General features: G+C 73.5%; 18 protein-coding genes. 13 read left to right on the forward strand and 5 right to left on the reverse strand.

Features of this window, described 5'->3' with window-relative positions:
• Positions 1-7: 7 nt before the first annotated feature.
• The gene (locus ACZ6J5_RS13445; protein ID WP_469390874.1) at positions 8-631 is read left to right on the forward strand and encodes a DUF2567 domain-containing protein; all 624 of its coding nucleotides are present in this window, start codon (positions 8-10) and stop codon (positions 629-631) included.
• A gap of 60 nt (positions 632-691) precedes the next feature.
• Here ACZ6J5_RS13445 and ybaK read toward each other — a convergent pair whose 3' ends face one another.
• From ybaK to ACZ6J5_RS13465, 4 genes are all read right to left on the reverse strand, one after another.
• On the reverse strand, positions 692-1186 hold the full coding sequence (gene ybaK / locus ACZ6J5_RS13450) for a Cys-tRNA(Pro) deacylase (RefSeq protein WP_469390876.1): 495 nt from the start codon (positions 1184-1186) through the stop codon (positions 692-694).
• An 8-nt stretch (positions 1187-1194) separates the two neighbouring features.
• A complete protein-coding gene (locus ACZ6J5_RS13455) occupies positions 1195-1932 on the reverse strand; it encodes an LON peptidase substrate-binding domain-containing protein (protein WP_469390878.1) in 738 nt (245 codons plus the stop codon).
• A gap of 30 nt (positions 1933-1962) precedes the next feature.
• A complete protein-coding gene (locus tag ACZ6J5_RS13460; RefSeq protein ID WP_469390880.1) occupies positions 1963-2949 on the reverse strand; it encodes a hypothetical protein in 987 nt (328 codons plus the stop codon).
• 134 nt (positions 2950-3083) lie between these two features.
• The gene (locus ACZ6J5_RS13465) at positions 3084-4685 is read right to left on the reverse strand and encodes an oxidoreductase (RefSeq protein ID WP_469390882.1); all 1602 of its coding nucleotides are present in this window, start codon (positions 4683-4685) and stop codon (positions 3084-3086) included.
• A 174-nt stretch (positions 4686-4859) separates the two neighbouring features.
• On the opposite strand from ACZ6J5_RS13465, the gene hisD reads away from it, so the two are divergent.
• The 10 genes from hisD to ACZ6J5_RS13515 all read left to right on the forward strand — a co-directional run bounded on the left by hisD (position 4860) and on the right by ACZ6J5_RS13515 (position 12586).
• Positions 4860-6203, forward strand: a complete 1344-nt coding sequence (gene hisD / locus ACZ6J5_RS13470; protein ID WP_469390884.1) for a histidinol dehydrogenase — start codon at positions 4860-4862, stop codon at positions 6201-6203.
• Entirely contained in the window at positions 6200-7330 is a 1131-nt protein-coding gene (locus ACZ6J5_RS13475; protein WP_469390886.1) for a histidinol-phosphate transaminase, read from the forward strand. Before hisD ends, ACZ6J5_RS13475 begins: the two co-directional genes overlap by 4 nt.
• On the forward strand, positions 7327-7920 hold the full coding sequence (gene hisB, locus ACZ6J5_RS13480) for an imidazoleglycerol-phosphate dehydratase HisB (RefSeq protein WP_030211590.1): 594 nt from the start codon (positions 7327-7329) through the stop codon (positions 7918-7920). The genes ACZ6J5_RS13475 and hisB overlap by 4 nt, the downstream gene beginning before the upstream one ends.
• Positions 7921-7922: 2 nt before the next feature.
• Positions 7923-8087, forward strand: a complete 165-nt coding sequence (locus ACZ6J5_RS13485) for a hypothetical protein (protein WP_469390889.1) — start codon at positions 7923-7925, stop codon at positions 8085-8087.
• Positions 8084-8731 carry an imidazole glycerol phosphate synthase subunit HisH gene (gene hisH, locus ACZ6J5_RS13490; RefSeq protein ID WP_469390891.1) on the forward strand — a complete coding sequence of 216 codons (648 nt, stop codon included), beginning with the start codon at positions 8084-8086 and terminating at the stop codon, positions 8729-8731. The genes ACZ6J5_RS13485 and hisH overlap by 4 nt, the downstream gene beginning before the upstream one ends.
• On the forward strand, positions 8728-9459 hold the full coding sequence (gene priA, locus ACZ6J5_RS13495) for a bifunctional 1-(5-phosphoribosyl)-5-((5-phosphoribosylamino)methylideneamino)imidazole-4-carboxamide isomerase/phosphoribosylanthranilate isomerase PriA (RefSeq protein ID WP_469390893.1): 732 nt from the start codon (positions 8728-8730) through the stop codon (positions 9457-9459). The genes hisH and priA overlap by 4 nt, the downstream gene beginning before the upstream one ends.
• On the forward strand, positions 9456-9869 hold the full coding sequence (locus tag ACZ6J5_RS13500; RefSeq protein ID WP_469390895.1) for a RidA family protein: 414 nt from the start codon (positions 9456-9458) through the stop codon (positions 9867-9869). The genes priA and ACZ6J5_RS13500 overlap by 4 nt, the downstream gene beginning before the upstream one ends.
• Positions 9866-10621: an imidazole glycerol phosphate synthase subunit HisF gene (hisF, locus tag ACZ6J5_RS13505; protein WP_469390896.1), complete on the forward strand. Its 756-nt coding sequence runs from the start codon at positions 9866-9868 to the stop codon at positions 10619-10621. Before ACZ6J5_RS13500 ends, hisF begins: the two co-directional genes overlap by 4 nt.
• Positions 10622-10749: 128 nt before the next feature.
• Positions 10750-11337 carry an ArsR/SmtB family transcription factor gene (locus ACZ6J5_RS13510; RefSeq protein ID WP_469390898.1) on the forward strand — a complete coding sequence of 196 codons (588 nt, stop codon included), beginning with the start codon at positions 10750-10752 and terminating at the stop codon, positions 11335-11337.
• A 4-nt stretch (positions 11338-11341) separates the two neighbouring features.
• Positions 11342-12586, forward strand: coding sequence for an MFS transporter (locus ACZ6J5_RS13515; protein WP_469390900.1), 1245 nt, complete (start codon positions 11342-11344; stop codon positions 12584-12586).
• Positions 12587-12648: 62 nt separating this feature from the next.
• On the opposite strand, the gene ACZ6J5_RS13520 is transcribed toward ACZ6J5_RS13515, so the two are convergent.
• Entirely contained in the window at positions 12649-13284 is a 636-nt protein-coding gene (locus ACZ6J5_RS13520; RefSeq protein ID WP_469390902.1) for a TIGR03085 family metal-binding protein, read from the reverse strand.
• Positions 13285-13368: 84 nt separating this feature from the next.
• On the opposite strand from ACZ6J5_RS13520, the gene hisI reads away from it, so the two are divergent.
• Positions 13369-13737, forward strand: a complete 369-nt coding sequence (hisI, locus tag ACZ6J5_RS13525; RefSeq protein WP_469390904.1) for a phosphoribosyl-AMP cyclohydrolase — start codon at positions 13369-13371, stop codon at positions 13735-13737.
• Positions 13738-13748: 11 nt separating this feature from the next.
• On the forward strand, positions 13749-15242 hold the full coding sequence (locus tag ACZ6J5_RS13530; protein WP_469390906.1) for an anthranilate synthase component I: 1494 nt from the start codon (positions 13749-13751) through the stop codon (positions 15240-15242).
• Positions 15243-15246: the final 4 nt, after the last annotated feature.

The raw sequence follows: 15246 nt of genomic DNA on the forward strand, positions 1-15246 counted from the left end.
TGGCGGGGTGACCGCACCTCTGACGCCGCCCCACCAGCCGCCGCACGACTCCCCGTGGCCCGCGCCCCACCCCGCGGACGACGCTCCGGACGGCGCCCCCAGCACCGTGACCGAGCTGCGGCAGGCCGCCGTCGTGGCGGTCGTCTCCGGCGTCGTCGGTGCGCTGCTCGGGCTGCTCTGGGTGTGGCTCTCCCCGCGCGTCACCCTCATCTCGGACGGCAAGGCCGTCTTCCTGCGCAACAGCGAGGGGGAGGCCGCGATCGGGATCGACGGCACCTTCGTGCTGCTCGCGCTCGGGTTCGGCGCCGTCGCCGCCCTCGTCGTCTTCCTCGTGCACCGGCACGGTGGTGTCGCGCTGGTGCTCGGGCTCGCCGCGGGTGGTGTGCTCGGGTCGCTGCTCGCCTGGTGGGTGGGGGTCTCCCTCGGGCCCGAGCGGGATGTCGTCGCCCATGCCAAGGCCGTAGGGCCCCATGTCGACTTCCAGGCGCCTCTGGAGCTCAACATGGCCGCCGCCGCGATGCTCGCCTGGCCCATCGCCGCGATGATCGTGCACCTCGGGCTCACCGCCCTCTTCGGGCCCCGTGACCCTGAGCCCGAGGACGGGGCCTGGCCGCCGTTGCCCACTGTCTGAGGCGTCGGCGGGGGCTCGCGGGGGCGCGGCCCCTTCCACCGCGCCCGCTCGCGTCGATTCTCAGCCGCGGCCGATAGGGGCGAGCGTCGCGTTCGTCAGGTGGGCCAGGGCCTGCGGGGCCAGTTCCACTTCCAGGCCCCTGCGGCCCGCCGAGACGCAGATGGTGGCGTGCTGTTCCGCCGAGCTGTCCAGGACCGTGCGCAGGCGCTTGCGCTGGCCCAGCGGGGAGATGCCGCCCCGCACGTAGCCGGTCGTGCGTTCGGCCGCCGCCGGGTCCGCCATCGCGGCCTTCTTGCCTCCCACCGCCGCCGCCAGCGCCTTCAGGTCCAGCTGGCCCGCCACCGGGACCACCGCGACCGTCAGCTCGCCGTCCACGTCCGCCACCAGCGTCTTGAACACCCTGGTCGGCTCCACGCCCATCGCCTGAGCCGCCTCTTCGCCGTACGAGGGGCTCGCCGGGTCGTGCTCGTACGCGTGCAGGGTGAAGGGGGTGCCCGTCGATGTCAGTGCCACCGTTGCCGGGGTGCCGCCTGGTTTCTTTTCCTTCTTGGCCATGGCTTGTCCTAGTTCGGGCTGGTCGGTGTGCGGGTCAGTTCCACCGCGGGCAGGGACGGGAGGTGGCGCAGGACCGCCGTCTCCTTGCGCAGCAGCGCCAGCTCCTCGCGCAGCCGCGTCGCCGTGTCCGGCGCCTGGAGCAGGCGCTGCTTCGTCGGGGTGTCCAGGACGGCGGCGGCCGCGACCAGGTACGAGACGACGGACGGGTCGTCCGGCAGTTCGCTCGTGGTCAGCGAGCGTTCGCGGGCGCCCGCGAGCCGCTTCTGGTAGTTCCTGAAGGCCCGCAGGACGCCCTCGGCCAGGGCTTCGGCCTCGTCGCCCCGCTCCTCCGGGATCTCCTCCAGCTCCGCGGTCAGGAACGGGCCGCCGGAGTCCACCGACAGCAGCCGCACCCGGGTCGTGCCCGTGGCCATCACCTCGAAGCCGCCGTCCGGGCGCTCCCGGATCTGGGCCGCGTCGGCGATGCAGCCCACCCGGTGGAAGGCCTGGATCGGGTCGGGGCCGAAGCCGGCCGTGGGGCCCTTCTCCGGCAGGGCCGTCTGGTCCGGCAGGCCCGGCGCCGTCGGCGCGACCTCCCGGCCGTCCCGGATCGCCACCACCGCGAAGCGCCGCGGCTCGGAGTCGTCGGTCTTCAGCAGTTCGCGCATCATGGCGCGATAACGCTGCTCGAAGACGTTCAAGGGCAGCACGAGGCCCGGGAACAGCACCGCGTTGAGCGGGAACAGGGGCAGGCGAGCTGTGGTCACAGCGGTCAAGCGTAATGGGCGTCCGGCCCGTCATGACCGGGTCCGGGCGCCCTCGCGCGGCCGGGTGCGCCGGGCGGCCTCCCGGACCGTGGTGGTCCGGGCGTCCAGAAAGGCCCGCAGCGGGTCCTCCGCCCGCGCGCCCCAGGGGAACGAGGTGGCCAGGGTGCCGATCCGGGCGAACTCCGCCAGGGCCTCGTGCCAGCGGGACCGGTGGACGAGGACGCGCACCAGGAGGTTGCGGGTCTCCGGCGGCCACGGCGCGTCCGCGGAGCGGGCCAGCGCCCGGTCCGCCGCCGCGTCCAGCCGCGCGGCCGGCACCCCGTGGTCCGGGTCCGCGAGGAGCTGCGCGAAGGCCGCCCGGACCGGCAGGGTCCGCGCCAGGGAGCCGGGCGGCGCGTCCTCCGCCGCCTGCTCGGCGAAGTCGAAGCACTCCCGGTGCGAGCCGTACCACCGCGCCGACAGGTATTCGAGCGCCGCCACATGACAGCCGTAGTGGTGCGGGGCGCGGCGCACGGCCTGCTCCCACAGCGCCTCGAAGCGGGTGTGCCCGGCGTGCGCGCCCCGCGCGTGGTCCAGCGCCAGCCGCCACGGCACCGGGTCGCGCGGGGCGGCGGCGGTCGCCGCGTCGATCAGCGGGTCCAGTTCCCGCAGCCGCTCCGCCCTGGCCGGCGACTCCCAGGCGCGGCGCACCGCGAGCTGGGCCGCGACGAGGAGGGCGTCCGGGTCGTCCGGGCCGGCCGAGAGCCAGTGCCGCAGCCAGGCGTCCCTGCCGTACGCGAAGGTGCTCAGCCGGGTGACGTAGTGGTCGCGCTCCTCCCAGTCGGCCGCGTCCCGGGTGGTGGCGAGGAGCTTCGCCGCCGGTTCCGGGTCGCCCAGGGCGGCGGCGACCAGAGCCGGCGCCAGGCGCTCATCCGGCGCGTCCAGCAGCACGTCGTCGTCCGGCGGGAGGCCGGCGGCCAGCCGCGGGGCGTGCCGGACGATCCGGGCGGTGCCGATCAGGGCGCGGAGCAATGACATGGTGCAAAACATTGAAAAGCGCAGGTGAGAGGCGCGCCAGTGGGGGACTGTGAAGACTTGGTGGCGGCTGGAAGGTTGTCCTGGGGTCAGTCAAGAGTGTGTAAAGGAAGGGGGGCTTCGGTGTCTCCTCGGGCTCAGCCGCGTCTCAGGAGGCGGGACGCGCCCGCCGCCACCGTGGTCGCCAGCACCCAGCCCAGCAGGATCAGCACCGTCGACGCCCACTGCCAGAAGCCCTCCATCCGCCAGTAGCCGGCCTGGCCCAGGTCGATCACCGGGAGCAGGACGTCCAGGGCGTAGAGGGTGGCGTTCCACTTGGGGGCCTCGCCCGGTTTCAGCGCGACCGGGTCGTAGTGCGCGAACGCGTAGGCGCCCGCCGCCCACAGCACCGCCATCCACACCATCGCCCGGCCCGGGCGGTAGCCGTAGGCCACCGCGAGGTCCTGGACGTAGCCCCACGCCTTGCCCGCCAGGGGCAGGGTCTCCCGGCGGCGGCGCTGCTTGGCGAGCAGCACCATCCGCGCGTCGGCGTCCTCCCCGCTGTTCCGCAGCACCGTCGCCAGCCGCTCGTACGGCTCCGGCGCGTACTCCGGGGTCGCCGACGCCACCCACTCCAGGCGTCTGCTCAGCGGGAAGTGCCCGTACGGCACGAGGTTCTCGTAGACGAAGCCGCTCAGCGCCAGGCCGCCGGGGCCCGGCCAGCTGGTGGAGAGGTCGATCAGGGTCACCACCTTCGCGCCGTTCAGCACCACCCGGCCCTCCTCGGGGCGCTCGCCGTTGAAGCGGAGCTCCGGTGTGACGATGCGGCGCAGCGACAGCTCCTCGCGGCGGGCGCCGTCCAGCAGGAAGCGGGCGTAGTGCAGGTCCAGCGAGTCGCCGAACCGCCCGTCGTCCAGCCGCACCCCGCCGTGGCACTCCACCGGCTTGCGGCGGGCGCCCTGGGACGGGGTCACCCCGTAGGGCGGGGTCGCCGTCGAGTCGCCGGAGGCGTCGTAGACCCAGGCGGCGTTCAGGTAGAGGGTGCGCTCGACCGTCAGCTGCGGCGCGTTCAGCGCGCGGCGCTGCTGGGCGCCGCGCAGCACGCTGCCCCGCAGGCTCAGCGACACGCCGACCTTCGCCCCGCGCAGGCTCACCTCCCCGTGCGTCTCGATCAGCTCCGCCTGGAGGTCCTGGGCGACCACCAGGCCGTCCGCGGTGATCGCCCGGCCGCGCCGGTCGGGCCACACCCGGATCTGGTTGATCAGCAGGTCCGTGCCGATTTGCGCGTCCGTCAGGCGGATGCCCCGCTCCACCCGGCAGCGCGGCAGGTGGAGGTCGCCCGCCGTGTGCAGCCGGGCGGCCTCCAGGCGGGGTATCGCGCACTCGATGATCCGCAGCGTCCCGAACTTGGCCTCCGGCAGCACCACCTCGCCGTCGAAGCGGCAGCCGTTCAGCTCCACGTACGGCCCTATCGTGCCGCCCGCCAGGTTGAGCACCCCCGTGATCCGCGCGCCGCGCAGCTTCAGGGCCGCGACGCGCCCGGACCGGGCCTGCGGTCCGTCGAGCAGCAGCAGCGCCACCACCTCGGCCCGCACGCTGCGCTCGGCGCCCCAGGTGAGCTGCCGGTCGAACGGGTCGTCCCGCTCCGCGACCCCCTCCCTGAGATCACAGGCCTTGCCGATCCTGAACGCCCGCCACATGTAGCGCTCCGGGCCGGTCAGGCCCTCGGGCACCCCGTCGTCCACGCGCGGCTCGGTCACCGCCGCCCCCCTCGCTTCTCACGATTCCGCTTTCCCGGATTCGTACAGCCGTTCTTCCCGCTGAGTGACGGACTGAACGCTAACGGTCAGGAGTGGCGACAAGACGCCAGAGTGGCCCGTATCAGCCAGTGATACGGGCGTCCGGGGCTCTGGGCCGTCTGCGAGAATTGACCCGTGATCTCTCGAATCGATCTGCGCGGCGCGGCCCTCCCCGAGGGTGCCGCCCTGCGCGACCTGCTGCCCCGTGCCGAGTTCGACGTGGAAGCCGCCCTGGAGAAGGTGCGGCCGATCTGCGAGGACGTCCGGCATCATGGCGCCGCAGCGGTGATCGACTACGGGGAGAAGTTCGACGGCGTCCGCGTCGAGAGCCTGCGCGTGCCCGCCGAGGAGCTCACCCGCGCCCTCGACGAGCTGGATCCGGCCGTCCGCGCCGCCCTCGACGAGTCCATCCGCCGCGCCCGTCTGGTCCACCGCGCCCAGCGCCGCACCACCCACACCACCCAGGTCGTGCCCGGCGGCACGGTCACCGAGAAGTGGATCCCCGTCGAGCGCGTCGGCCTGTACGTGCCGGGCGGCCGGTCCGTCTACCCCTCGTCCGTCGTGATGAACGTCGTCCCCGCCCAGGAGGCCGGGGTCGAGGGCATCGCCGTGTCCTCGCCGCCGCAGCGCGAGTTCGGCGGACTGCCGCACCCGACGATCCTGGCCGCCTGCGCCCTGCTCGGCGTCGACGAGGTCTACGCCGCCGGCGGCGCCCAGGCCGTCGCCATGTTCGCGTACGGCACCGAGGGCAGCCCCGAGGCGCCCGGCTGCGCGCCCGTCAACCTGGTCACCGGCCCCGGCAACATCTACGTCGCCGCCGCCAAGCGCCTCCTCAAGGGCCGCATCGGCATCGACGCCGAGGCCGGCCCCACCGAGATCGCCGTCCTCGCCGACGCCACCGCCGACCCGGTGCACGTCGCCGCCGACCTGATCAGCCAGGCCGAGCACGACCCGATGGCCGCCTCCGTCCTCGTCACCGCCTCGGTGGAGCTCGCCGAGGCCGTCGAGGCCGAGCTCAAGGCCCAGGTCGCCGTCTCCAAGCACGTCGACGACCGGATCGTCCCCGCGCTGGCCGGCCGCCAGTCCGCGATCGTCCTGGTCGCGGGCCTGGAGGAGGGCCTGCGGGTCGTCGACGCCTACGGCGCCGAGCACCTGGAGATCCAGACCGCCGACGCCGCCGCCGTCGCCGACCGGGTCCGCAACGCGGGCGCGGTCTTCGTCGGCCCCTGGGCGCCGGTCTCCCTCGGCGACTACTGCGCCGGCTCCAACCACGTGCTGCCCACCGGCGGCTGCGCCTGCCACTCCTCGGGCCTGTCCGTGCAGTCCTTCCTGCGCGGCGTGCACATCGTCGACTACACGCGCGACGCGCTCGCCGAGGTCGCCCACCACGTGGTGACGCTCGCCGAGGCGGAGGACCTGCCCGCGCACGGTGCGGCGATCAAGGCCCGGTTCGGGTGGAAGGTGCCGGAGAGCAAGTGACCTCGTACGACAAGGTCCGTATCGACGACCTCCCGATCCGCGACGAGCTGAAGGGCAAGTCCCCGTACGGCGCGCCCCAGCTCGACGTCCCCGTCCAGCTGAACACCAACGAGAACCCCTACCCGCTGCCCGAGGCCCTGGTGGCCCGGATCGCGGAGCGGGTCGCCGAGGCCGCCCGGGGCCTCAACCGCTACCCCGACCGCGACGCCGTCGAGCTGCGCACCGAGCTCGCCCGCTACCTCACCCGTACCGGAAAGCACCCCGTCGCCCTGGGCAACGTGTGGGCCGCCAACGGCTCCAACGAGGTGCTCCAGCAACTGCTCCAGACCTTCGGCGGACCCGGCCGCACCGCGATCGGCTTCGAGCCCTCGTACTCCATGCACGCCCTCATCGCCCGGGGCACCGGCACCGGCTGGATCTCCGGCCCCCGCGACGAGGACTTCACCATCGACCTCGCGGCGGCCCGGCGGGCCATCGCCGAGCACGCGCCGGACGTCGTCTTCGTCACCTCGCCCAACAACCCCACGGGGACGGCGGTCGAGGCCGAGACGGTGCTCGCGCTGTACGAGGCCGCGCAGGCCGCCAAGCCCTCGCTGGTGGTCGTCGACGAGGCGTACGTGGAGTTCAGCCACCGCGACTCGCTGCTGCCCCTCATCGAGGGCCGGCCGAACCTGGTGGTCTCCCGGACCATGTCCAAGGCCTTCGGCGCCGCCGGGCTGCGCCTGGGCTACCTCGCCGCCCACCCCGCCGTGGTCGACGCCGTCCAGCTGGTGCGCCTGCCGTACCACCTGTCCGCCGTCACCCAGGCCACCGCGCTCGCCGCCCTGGAGCACACCGACACCCTCCTCGGGTACGTCGAGCAGCTCAAGGCCGAGCGCGACCGCCTCGTCACCGAGCTGCGGGCCCTCGGCTACGAGGTCACCGATTCCGACGCCAACTTCGTCCAGTTCGGCCGCTTCGCCGGAGCGGAGGGCTCCCACGCGGCCTGGCGGAAGATCCTCGACCGGGGCGTCCTGGTCCGGGACAACGGCGTACCGGGCTGGCTGCGGGTCACCGCGGGCACCCCCGAAGAGAACGACGCGTTCCTCGACGCGGTTCGTGAGTTGAAGAAGGAGCAGGACGCATGAGCCGCGTAGGCCGCGTGGAGCGCACCACCAAGGAGACGTCCGTCGTCGTCGAGATCGACCTCGACGGCACCGGAAAGGTCGACGTGTCGACCGGGGTCGGGTTCTACGACCACATGCTGGACCAGCTCGGCCGGCACGGTCTGTTCGACCTGACCGTGAAGACCGACGGCGACCTCCACATCGACTCGCACCACACCATCGAGGACACCGCCCTCGCCCTCGGCGCCGCCTTCAAGCAGGCCCTCGGCGACAAGGTCGGCATCTACCGCTTCGGCAACTGCACCGTCCCGCTGGACGAGTCGCTCGCCCAGGTCACCGTCGACCTCTCCGGCCGCCCGTACCTGGTGCACACCGAGCCCGAGAACATGGCGCCGATGATCGGCTCCTACGACACGACGATGACCCGGCACATCCTGGAGTCCTTCGTCGCCCAGGCGCAGATCGCGCTGCACGTCCACGTGCCGTACGGGCGCAACGCCCACCACATCGTCGAGTGCCAGTTCAAGGCCCTCGCCCGCGCCCTGCGCTACGCCTCCGAGCGGGATGTGCGCGCCGCCGGGATCCTCCCCTCCACGAAGGGCGCGCTGTAACCGTGAACGGCCTCTCCACCATCCTGATCGTCGTCGGGCTCTTCCTGCTCGGCGGCATCTACTCCTTCGTCAAGCAGAAGATGCCCAAGGGCCTGATCGTGCTGCTCTCCTTCGGCGCCGTCATGTGCCTGGCGGCCGGCGTGCTGCGGCTGGACGTGTGGTCATGAGCGTGACGGGTCCCAAGAAGGTCGTCGTCTTCGACTACGGCTTCGGCAACGTGCGCTCCGCCGAGCGGGCCCTGGCCCGGGTCGGCGCCGACGTCGAGATCACCCGCGACTACGAGCGCGCCATGAACGCCGACGGGCTGCTGGTCCCCGGCGTCGGCGCCTTCTCCGCCTGCATGGAGGGCCTGAAGGCGGCCCGGGGCGACTGGATCGTCGGGCGCCGGCTCTCCGGCGGGCGTCCGGTCATGGGCATCTGCGTCGGGATGCAGATCCTCTTCGCCCGGGGCATCGAGCACGGCGTGGAGACCGAGGGGCTCGACGAGTGGCCCGGCTCGGTCGAGCCGCTGAAGGCGCCGGTCGTGCCCCACATGGGCTGGAACACGGTCGACGCGCCCGAGGGCAGCGAGCTCTTCGCCGGGCTCGACGCGGACACCCGCTACTACTTCGTGCACTCCTACGGGGTGCGCGAGTGGGAGCTGGAGATCGGCAACCCCCACATCCGCGCCCCCAAGGTGAGCTGGACCACCCACGGCGAGCCGTTCGTCGCCGCGGTGGAGAACGGTGCCCTGTGGGCCACCCAGTTCCACCCCGAGAAGTCCGGCGACGCCGGCGCCCAGCTCCTCACCAACTGGATCGGAACCCTGTGACCCGCGCGCTCGAACTCCTCCCCGCCGTCGACGTCCGCGACGGCCAGGCCGTCCGGCTGGTGCACGGCGAGTCCGGCACCGAGACCTCCTACGGCTCGCCCCTGGAGGCGGCCCTGGCCTGGCAGCGCTCGGGCGCCGAGTGGCTGCACCTGGTCGACCTGGACGCCGCCTTCGGTACCGGCGACAACCGGCAGCTGGTCCGCGAGGTCACCGAGGCGATGGACATCAAGGTCGAGCTCTCCGGCGGCATCCGCGACGACGCCACGCTCGCCGCCGCCCTCGCCACCGGCTGCACCCGCGTCAACCTGGGCACCGCGGCCCTGGAGACCCCCGAGTGGGTCGCCAAGGTCATCGCCGAGCACGGCGACAAGATCGCGGTCGGCCTGGACGTGCGCGGCACCACCCTGCGCGGCCGGGGCTGGACCCGTGACGGCGGCGACCTGTACGAGACGCTGGCCCGCCTCGACGCCGAGGGCTGCGCCCGCTACGTGGTCACCGACATCGCCAAGGACGGCACGCTGGCGGGCCCCAACCTGGAGCTCCTGAAGAACGTCTGCGCGGCCACCGACAAGCCGGTCGTCGCCTCGGGCGGCGTCTCCTCGCTGGACGACCTGCGCGCCCTGTCGGGCCTGGTCCCGCTGGGCGTCGAGGGCGCGATCGTCGGCAAGGCGCTGTACGCGAAGGCGTTCACCCTGGAGGAGGCCCTCAAGGCGGTGGCGACCGCATGAGCGACTCCGTGCGCAAGGTCGTGACCGGCGCCCCCTGGGAGGAGCAGTTCGGCTACTCCCGCGCGGTGGAGCTGCCGAACGGGACCGTCCTGGTCGCCGGCTGCACCTCCGTGGTGGGCGGCGCCATCGCCGACGGCGGCCCGTACGAGCAGACCGTCAACTCCTTCAACGTCGCCTTCGACGCCCTGAGGCAGCTGGGTCTGGGCGCCGAGCACGTCGTCCGCACCCGCATGTACCTCACCCACGCGCGGGACGTGGACGAGGCCGGCCGGGCCCACAAGGAGCTCTTCGACACCGTCCGCCCCGCCGCCTCCATGATCATCGTCTCCGGCTTCGTCGACCCCCGCCTGGTCGTCGAGGTCGAGGTGGAGGCCTACCGCCCGGCCGGTACCGGGGGAGGGGCCGCATGAGCCTCGCCGTACGCGTGATCCCCTGCCTGGACGTGGACAACGGCCGGGTCGTCAAGGGCGTCAACTTCCAGAACCTGCGGGACGCGGGCGACCCCGTCGAGATGGCCAAGCTGTACGACGCCGAGGGCGCCGACGAGCTGACCTTCCTCGACATCACCGCCTCCTCCGGCGACCGGGAGACCACCTACGACGTGGTGCGCCGCACCGCCGAGCAGGTCTTCATCCCGCTGACCGTCGGCGGCGGGGTGCGCTCCGCCGAGGACGTCGACAAGCTGCTGCGGGCCGGCGCGGACAAGGTGGGCGTGAACACGGCCGCCATCGCCCGCCCCGAGCTGATCCGCGAGATCGCCGAGCGCTTCGGGCGACAGGTGCTGGTCCTGTCGGTCGACGCGCGGCGCACCGAGTCCGGCTCCTTCGAGGTCACCACGCACGGCGGGCGCCGGGGCACCGGCATCGACGCCGTCGAGTGGGCGCACCGGGCGGCCGAGCTGGGCGCGGGGGAGATCCTGCTGAACTCGATGGACGCGGACGGCACCAAGGACGGCTACGACACCGAGATGATCGAGGCGGTACGCAGGCACGTGACCGTGCCGGTGATCGCCTCCGGCGGCGCCGGCAAGCTGTCCGACTTCGCGCCGGCCATCGACGCGGGCGCGGACGCGGTGCTCGCGGCCTCCGTCTTCCACTTCGGCGATCTGCGGATCGGCGAGGTCAAGCAGGCGCTGAGGGAGGCGGGCCGGCAGGTCCGCTAGGCGGGTCTGGGCACGTCGCCTTGGAGGGCCCCCGGGGTATCCCGGGGGCCCTCTTCTTTCACTCGACGCGAAGGATTATTTGCGCAATCTTCATTGTGCAAGTTTTCTTTCCTATCTAGGGTTCTGGCATGACCTCGTCGGAGAACCGCCGGATCACCGATCTCGGCACCCTCAAAGCCATCTCCCACCCGCTGCGGATGCGCCTCTACCGCGCCCTCTTCGTCGCCCGCACCGCCACCGCCTCGCAGCTCGCCGGCCAGGTCGACGAGGCCGTCTCGCTCGTCAGCTACCACCTGCGCAAACTGGCCGAGCACGGCCTCATCGAGGAGGCCGAGGCGCAGTCCGCCGACGGCCGCGAGCGGTGGTGGCGGCCCAGCTCCTACGGCTTCAGCATCCACGAGGAGGACGTCCGGGACGCGCCGGAACTCGTCGCCGCGACCGCCGCGTTCGGCCGCGCCGTCAACGCCCAGCGGAGCGAGATGCTCAACCGCTTCCTCGACGAGCGCCAGACCTGGTCCGAGGAGTGGCGGGCCGCCTCGGTGAGCTCCGAGTGGCTGCCCCGGCTCACCGCCGCCGAACTGGCCGCCCTCGGCGCCGAGCTCGACGCCGTCGTGCGGAAGTACGACGAGGCGTCCCGCGCCGCCGAGGCCGCCGGCGAGACCGAAGGACGCGAGAACGTCGCCGTCCACCTCTTCGGCTTCCCCTACAGAGGCTGATCCCGTGCCCGCCACGACGACCGCCCCGGCCCCCGCCCCCGCCCGGCCCGCCCACCGCGACCCCAACGTGCTGCGCTGGGTCGGCGCCTACACCGCCTCCACGCTCGGCGACAGCGTCTTCTACCTCGCCCTGTCCTGGACCGCCGTCAGCACCGGCACCCCCGCCCAGGCCGGACTCGTCATGGCCGTCAGCGCCGTGCCCCGCGCGCTGCTCCTGCTCGGCGGGGGAGTGATCGCCGACCGCCTCGGCCCCCGCCGCGTCGTCATCGGCTCCGACGCCGCCCGCTCCCTCGTCGTCCTGGGCCTCGCCGCCGCGCTCCTCGTCGCCGCGCCCGGCCTGTGGGCGCTCGCCGCCGTCGCCCTCGTCTTCGGCGTCGTCGACGCCCTGTTCCTGCCCGCGGTCGGCGCCCTGCCGCCCCGCATCGCCGCCCGGGACCAGCTCGCCCGGCTCCAGGGGCTGCGCGGCCTCGCGTACCGCTCGGGCGCCGTCCTCGGCGGCCCGCTCGGCGGCCTCGCCGTCGCTCTCGGCGGCCCCGCCACCGCCTTCGGCGCCGCCGGGGTGCTCTTCGCCCTCTCCCTCCCGCTACTGTGCGCGCTGCGGCTCCGCGCCCTCCCCGCCGACGGCACGGCCCGCGCGGGCACCGCCCTCGGCGACCTCGCCGACGGGCTGCGCCACCTGCGCCGCCACCGCGTCCTCGGCCCGCTGATCGTCATCGTGCTGCTCAGCGACCTCGGCTTCGCCGGGCCCCTCAACGTCGGCCTCGCGCTCCTGGCCGACCAGCGCGGCTGGGGCGCCACCGGCATCGGCTGGATCCTCGCCGGCTTCGGCACCGGCGCGGGCGCCGCCTCCCTGCTCCTCGCCGTACGGGGCCACGTGCCCCGCGCGGGGGCCGTCAGCGGCTGGACCATGACCCTGGGGGCCGTCGCCATCGGCGCCCTCGCCTTCACGGCCTCCCTGCCCGCCGCCGTCGCCGTCGGACTCGCCATCGGCCTCTTCGCCGGGCTCTCCGGGGCGCTGTGCAACGCCCTCGTCCAGACCCACTGCGAGCCCGCCTACCTCGGCCGCGTCACCGCCGTGGCCGGCCTGTGCTCCCTCGGCCTCGCCCCGCTCAGCTACCCGCTCACGGGCGCGGCGATCGGCCTGTGGGGCGTCGGGCCCGTGTACGTCGTGAGCGCGTCCGTCTGCGCCCTGTCGGGGGTGTACGGGCTCCTGGTCCCGGCGGTCCGCCGGGCCGAGCTGACGCGATAGGGAGCGGCACTGCCCAGCGGGTCCCGTATGGGGAGTGCCCCTCCCCGTACGGGACCCGCTCCTCAGATCCCCAGCTGCTTCGTGTCGTGCAGCCGCTCCACGGCCTCCGGCTCGCCGTCCAGCGCCACCTTCGCCGCGTCCTGCCGCCCGAAGAGGAACATCGTCAGCTCGCCCGGCTCGCCCGAGACCGTCACCACCGGGGTGCCCTTGTGCGCCACCGTCGTCTGCCCGTTCGGGCGCCGCAGCACCAGCCCCACCGGGGCCTTGCGGCCCAGCAGCCGGGCCGACTTCTCCAGGCGTGACCAGAGCGCGTCCGAGAACACCGGATCGAGCTCGCGCGCCGACCAGTCCGGCTGCGCCCGGCGCACGTCCTCCGCGTGGACGTAGAACTCCACCACGTTCGCGCCCTCGTCCACCTGCTTGATCGTGAACGGCGAGAGCTTCGGCGGACCCGTCCGGATGAGCTGGATCAGCTCGTCGTACGGCTTCTCGGCGAACTCCGCCTGCACCCGCTCCAGCCGGGCCTTCAGCGCCGGGACCAGCGAACCGGCCGCGGCGTCCGGGCGGCGCTCGCGCACCACCACATGGGCGGCCAGGTCCCGGGTCCGCCAGCCCTCGCAGAGCGTCGGCGCGTCCGGACCAGCCGCCTCCAACAGGTCCGCGAGCAGAAGGCGTTCACGCTTGGCATGGGTCGACATGCTGGCCAGGGTACGGCGGCCCCCGTCCGTCCGCCCAGTGGACGCACCGCCGGACCCGTCCGCCGCGCGCGGCAGAATGGCGGCATGAGCAGCACGCCCCGCACCCCCAGCGCCCTCGACCCGGCCATCGCCGCCCGCCTCAAGCGCAGCGAGGACGGCCTGGTCCCCGCCATCGCCCAGCAGTACGACACCGGCGAGGTGCTCATGCTCGGCTGGATGGACGACGAGGCCCTGCACCGCACCCTCACCACCGGCCGCTGCACCTACTGGTCCCGCAGCCGCCGGGAGTACTGGGTCAAGGGCGACACCTCCGGCCACGTCCAGCACGTCAGGTCCGTCGCGCTCGACTGCGACGCGGACACCCTGCTGGTCACGGTCGACCAGGTCGGCGCCGCCTGCCACACCGGCGCCCGGACCTGCTTCGACGCCGACGTCCTCCTCGCGGCCGAGTAGGGTCTGGCGCCATGGATCTCGAGCACTTCCGCAAGCTGGCGGCCGACCGCCGCGTCATCCCCGTCAGCCGCAGGCTCCTCGCCGACGGCGACACCCCGGTCGGGCTCTACCGCAAGCTCGCCGCCGAACGCCCCGGCACCTTCCTCCTCGAATCCGCGGAGAACGGGCGCAGCTGGTCCCGCTACTCCTTCATCGGGGTCCGCAGCGACGCCACCCTGACCGTCCGCGACGGCGCGGCCCACTGGCTCGGCACCCCGCCGGTCGGCGTCCCCGTCGACGGCGACCCGCTCGCCGCCCTCAAGGCGACCGTCGAGACCCTGCACACGCCCCGCGACCTCGCGGGCGGGATGCCCCCGTTCACCGGCGGCATGGTCGGCTACCTGGGCTACGACATCGTCCGCCGCCTGGAGCGCATCGGCGAGCACGGCGGCGACGACCTGAAGCTGCCCGAGCTCACCATGCTGCTCACCAGCGACCTCGCCGTCCTCGACCACTGGGACGGCACGGTCCTGCTGATCGCCAACGCGATCAACCACAACGACCTGGAGACCGGCGTCGACGAGGCGTACGCGGACGCCGTCGCCCGCCTCGACGCGATGGAGGCCGACCTGGCCCGCCCCGTCGCCACCGTCCCCGCCGCCCTGCCCGACTCCGCCCTGCCGGAGTTCTCCGCCCTCTGGGGCGGCCCGGCCTACCAGGACGCCGTCGAGGACATCAAGGAGCGCATCCGGGCCGGCGAGGCCTTCCAGGTGGTGCCCTCCCAGCGCTTCGAGACCCCGTGCGCCGCGAGCGCCCTGGACGTCTACCGGGTGCTGCGGGCCACCAACCCGTCCCCGTACATGTACCTCTTCCGCTTCGAGAACGGCTTCGACGTCGTCGGCTCCTCGCCCGAGGCGCTGGTCAAGGTCGAGGACGGGCACGCGATGCTCCACCCGATCGCCGGCACCCGGCACCGCGGCGCCACCCCGCAGGAGGACCACGACCTCGCCGAGGAGCTGCTGGCCGACCCCAAGGAGCGCGCCGAGCACCTGATGCTCGTCGACCTCGGCCGCAACGACCTGGGCCGGGTCTGCGAGCCGGGCTCCGTCGAGGTCGTCGACTTCATGTCGATCGAGCGGTACTCGCACGTCATGCACATCGTCTCCACCGTGACCGGCCGCGTCGCCGAGGGCCGGACCGCCTTCGACGTGCTCACCGCCTGCTTCCCGGCCGGCACCCTCTCCGGCGCGCCCAAGCCCCGCGCGATGCAGATCATCGAGGAGCTCGAACCGACCCGGCGCGGCCTGTACGGCGGATGTGTCGGGTATCTCGACTTCGCCGGCGACTCCGACACCGCCATCGCCATCCGCACCGCCCTGCTGCGCGACGGCACCGCGTATGTGCAGGCCGGAGCGGGTGTGGTGGCCGACTCCGACCCGGTCGCCGAGGACAACGAATGCCGCAACAAGGCCGCCGCGGTGCTCCGCGCCGTCCACACCGCCAACCGGATGACCACGACCGGATGAACGC

It is taken from the genome of Streptomyces sp. NPDC042100 (genome assembly GCF_055582325.1).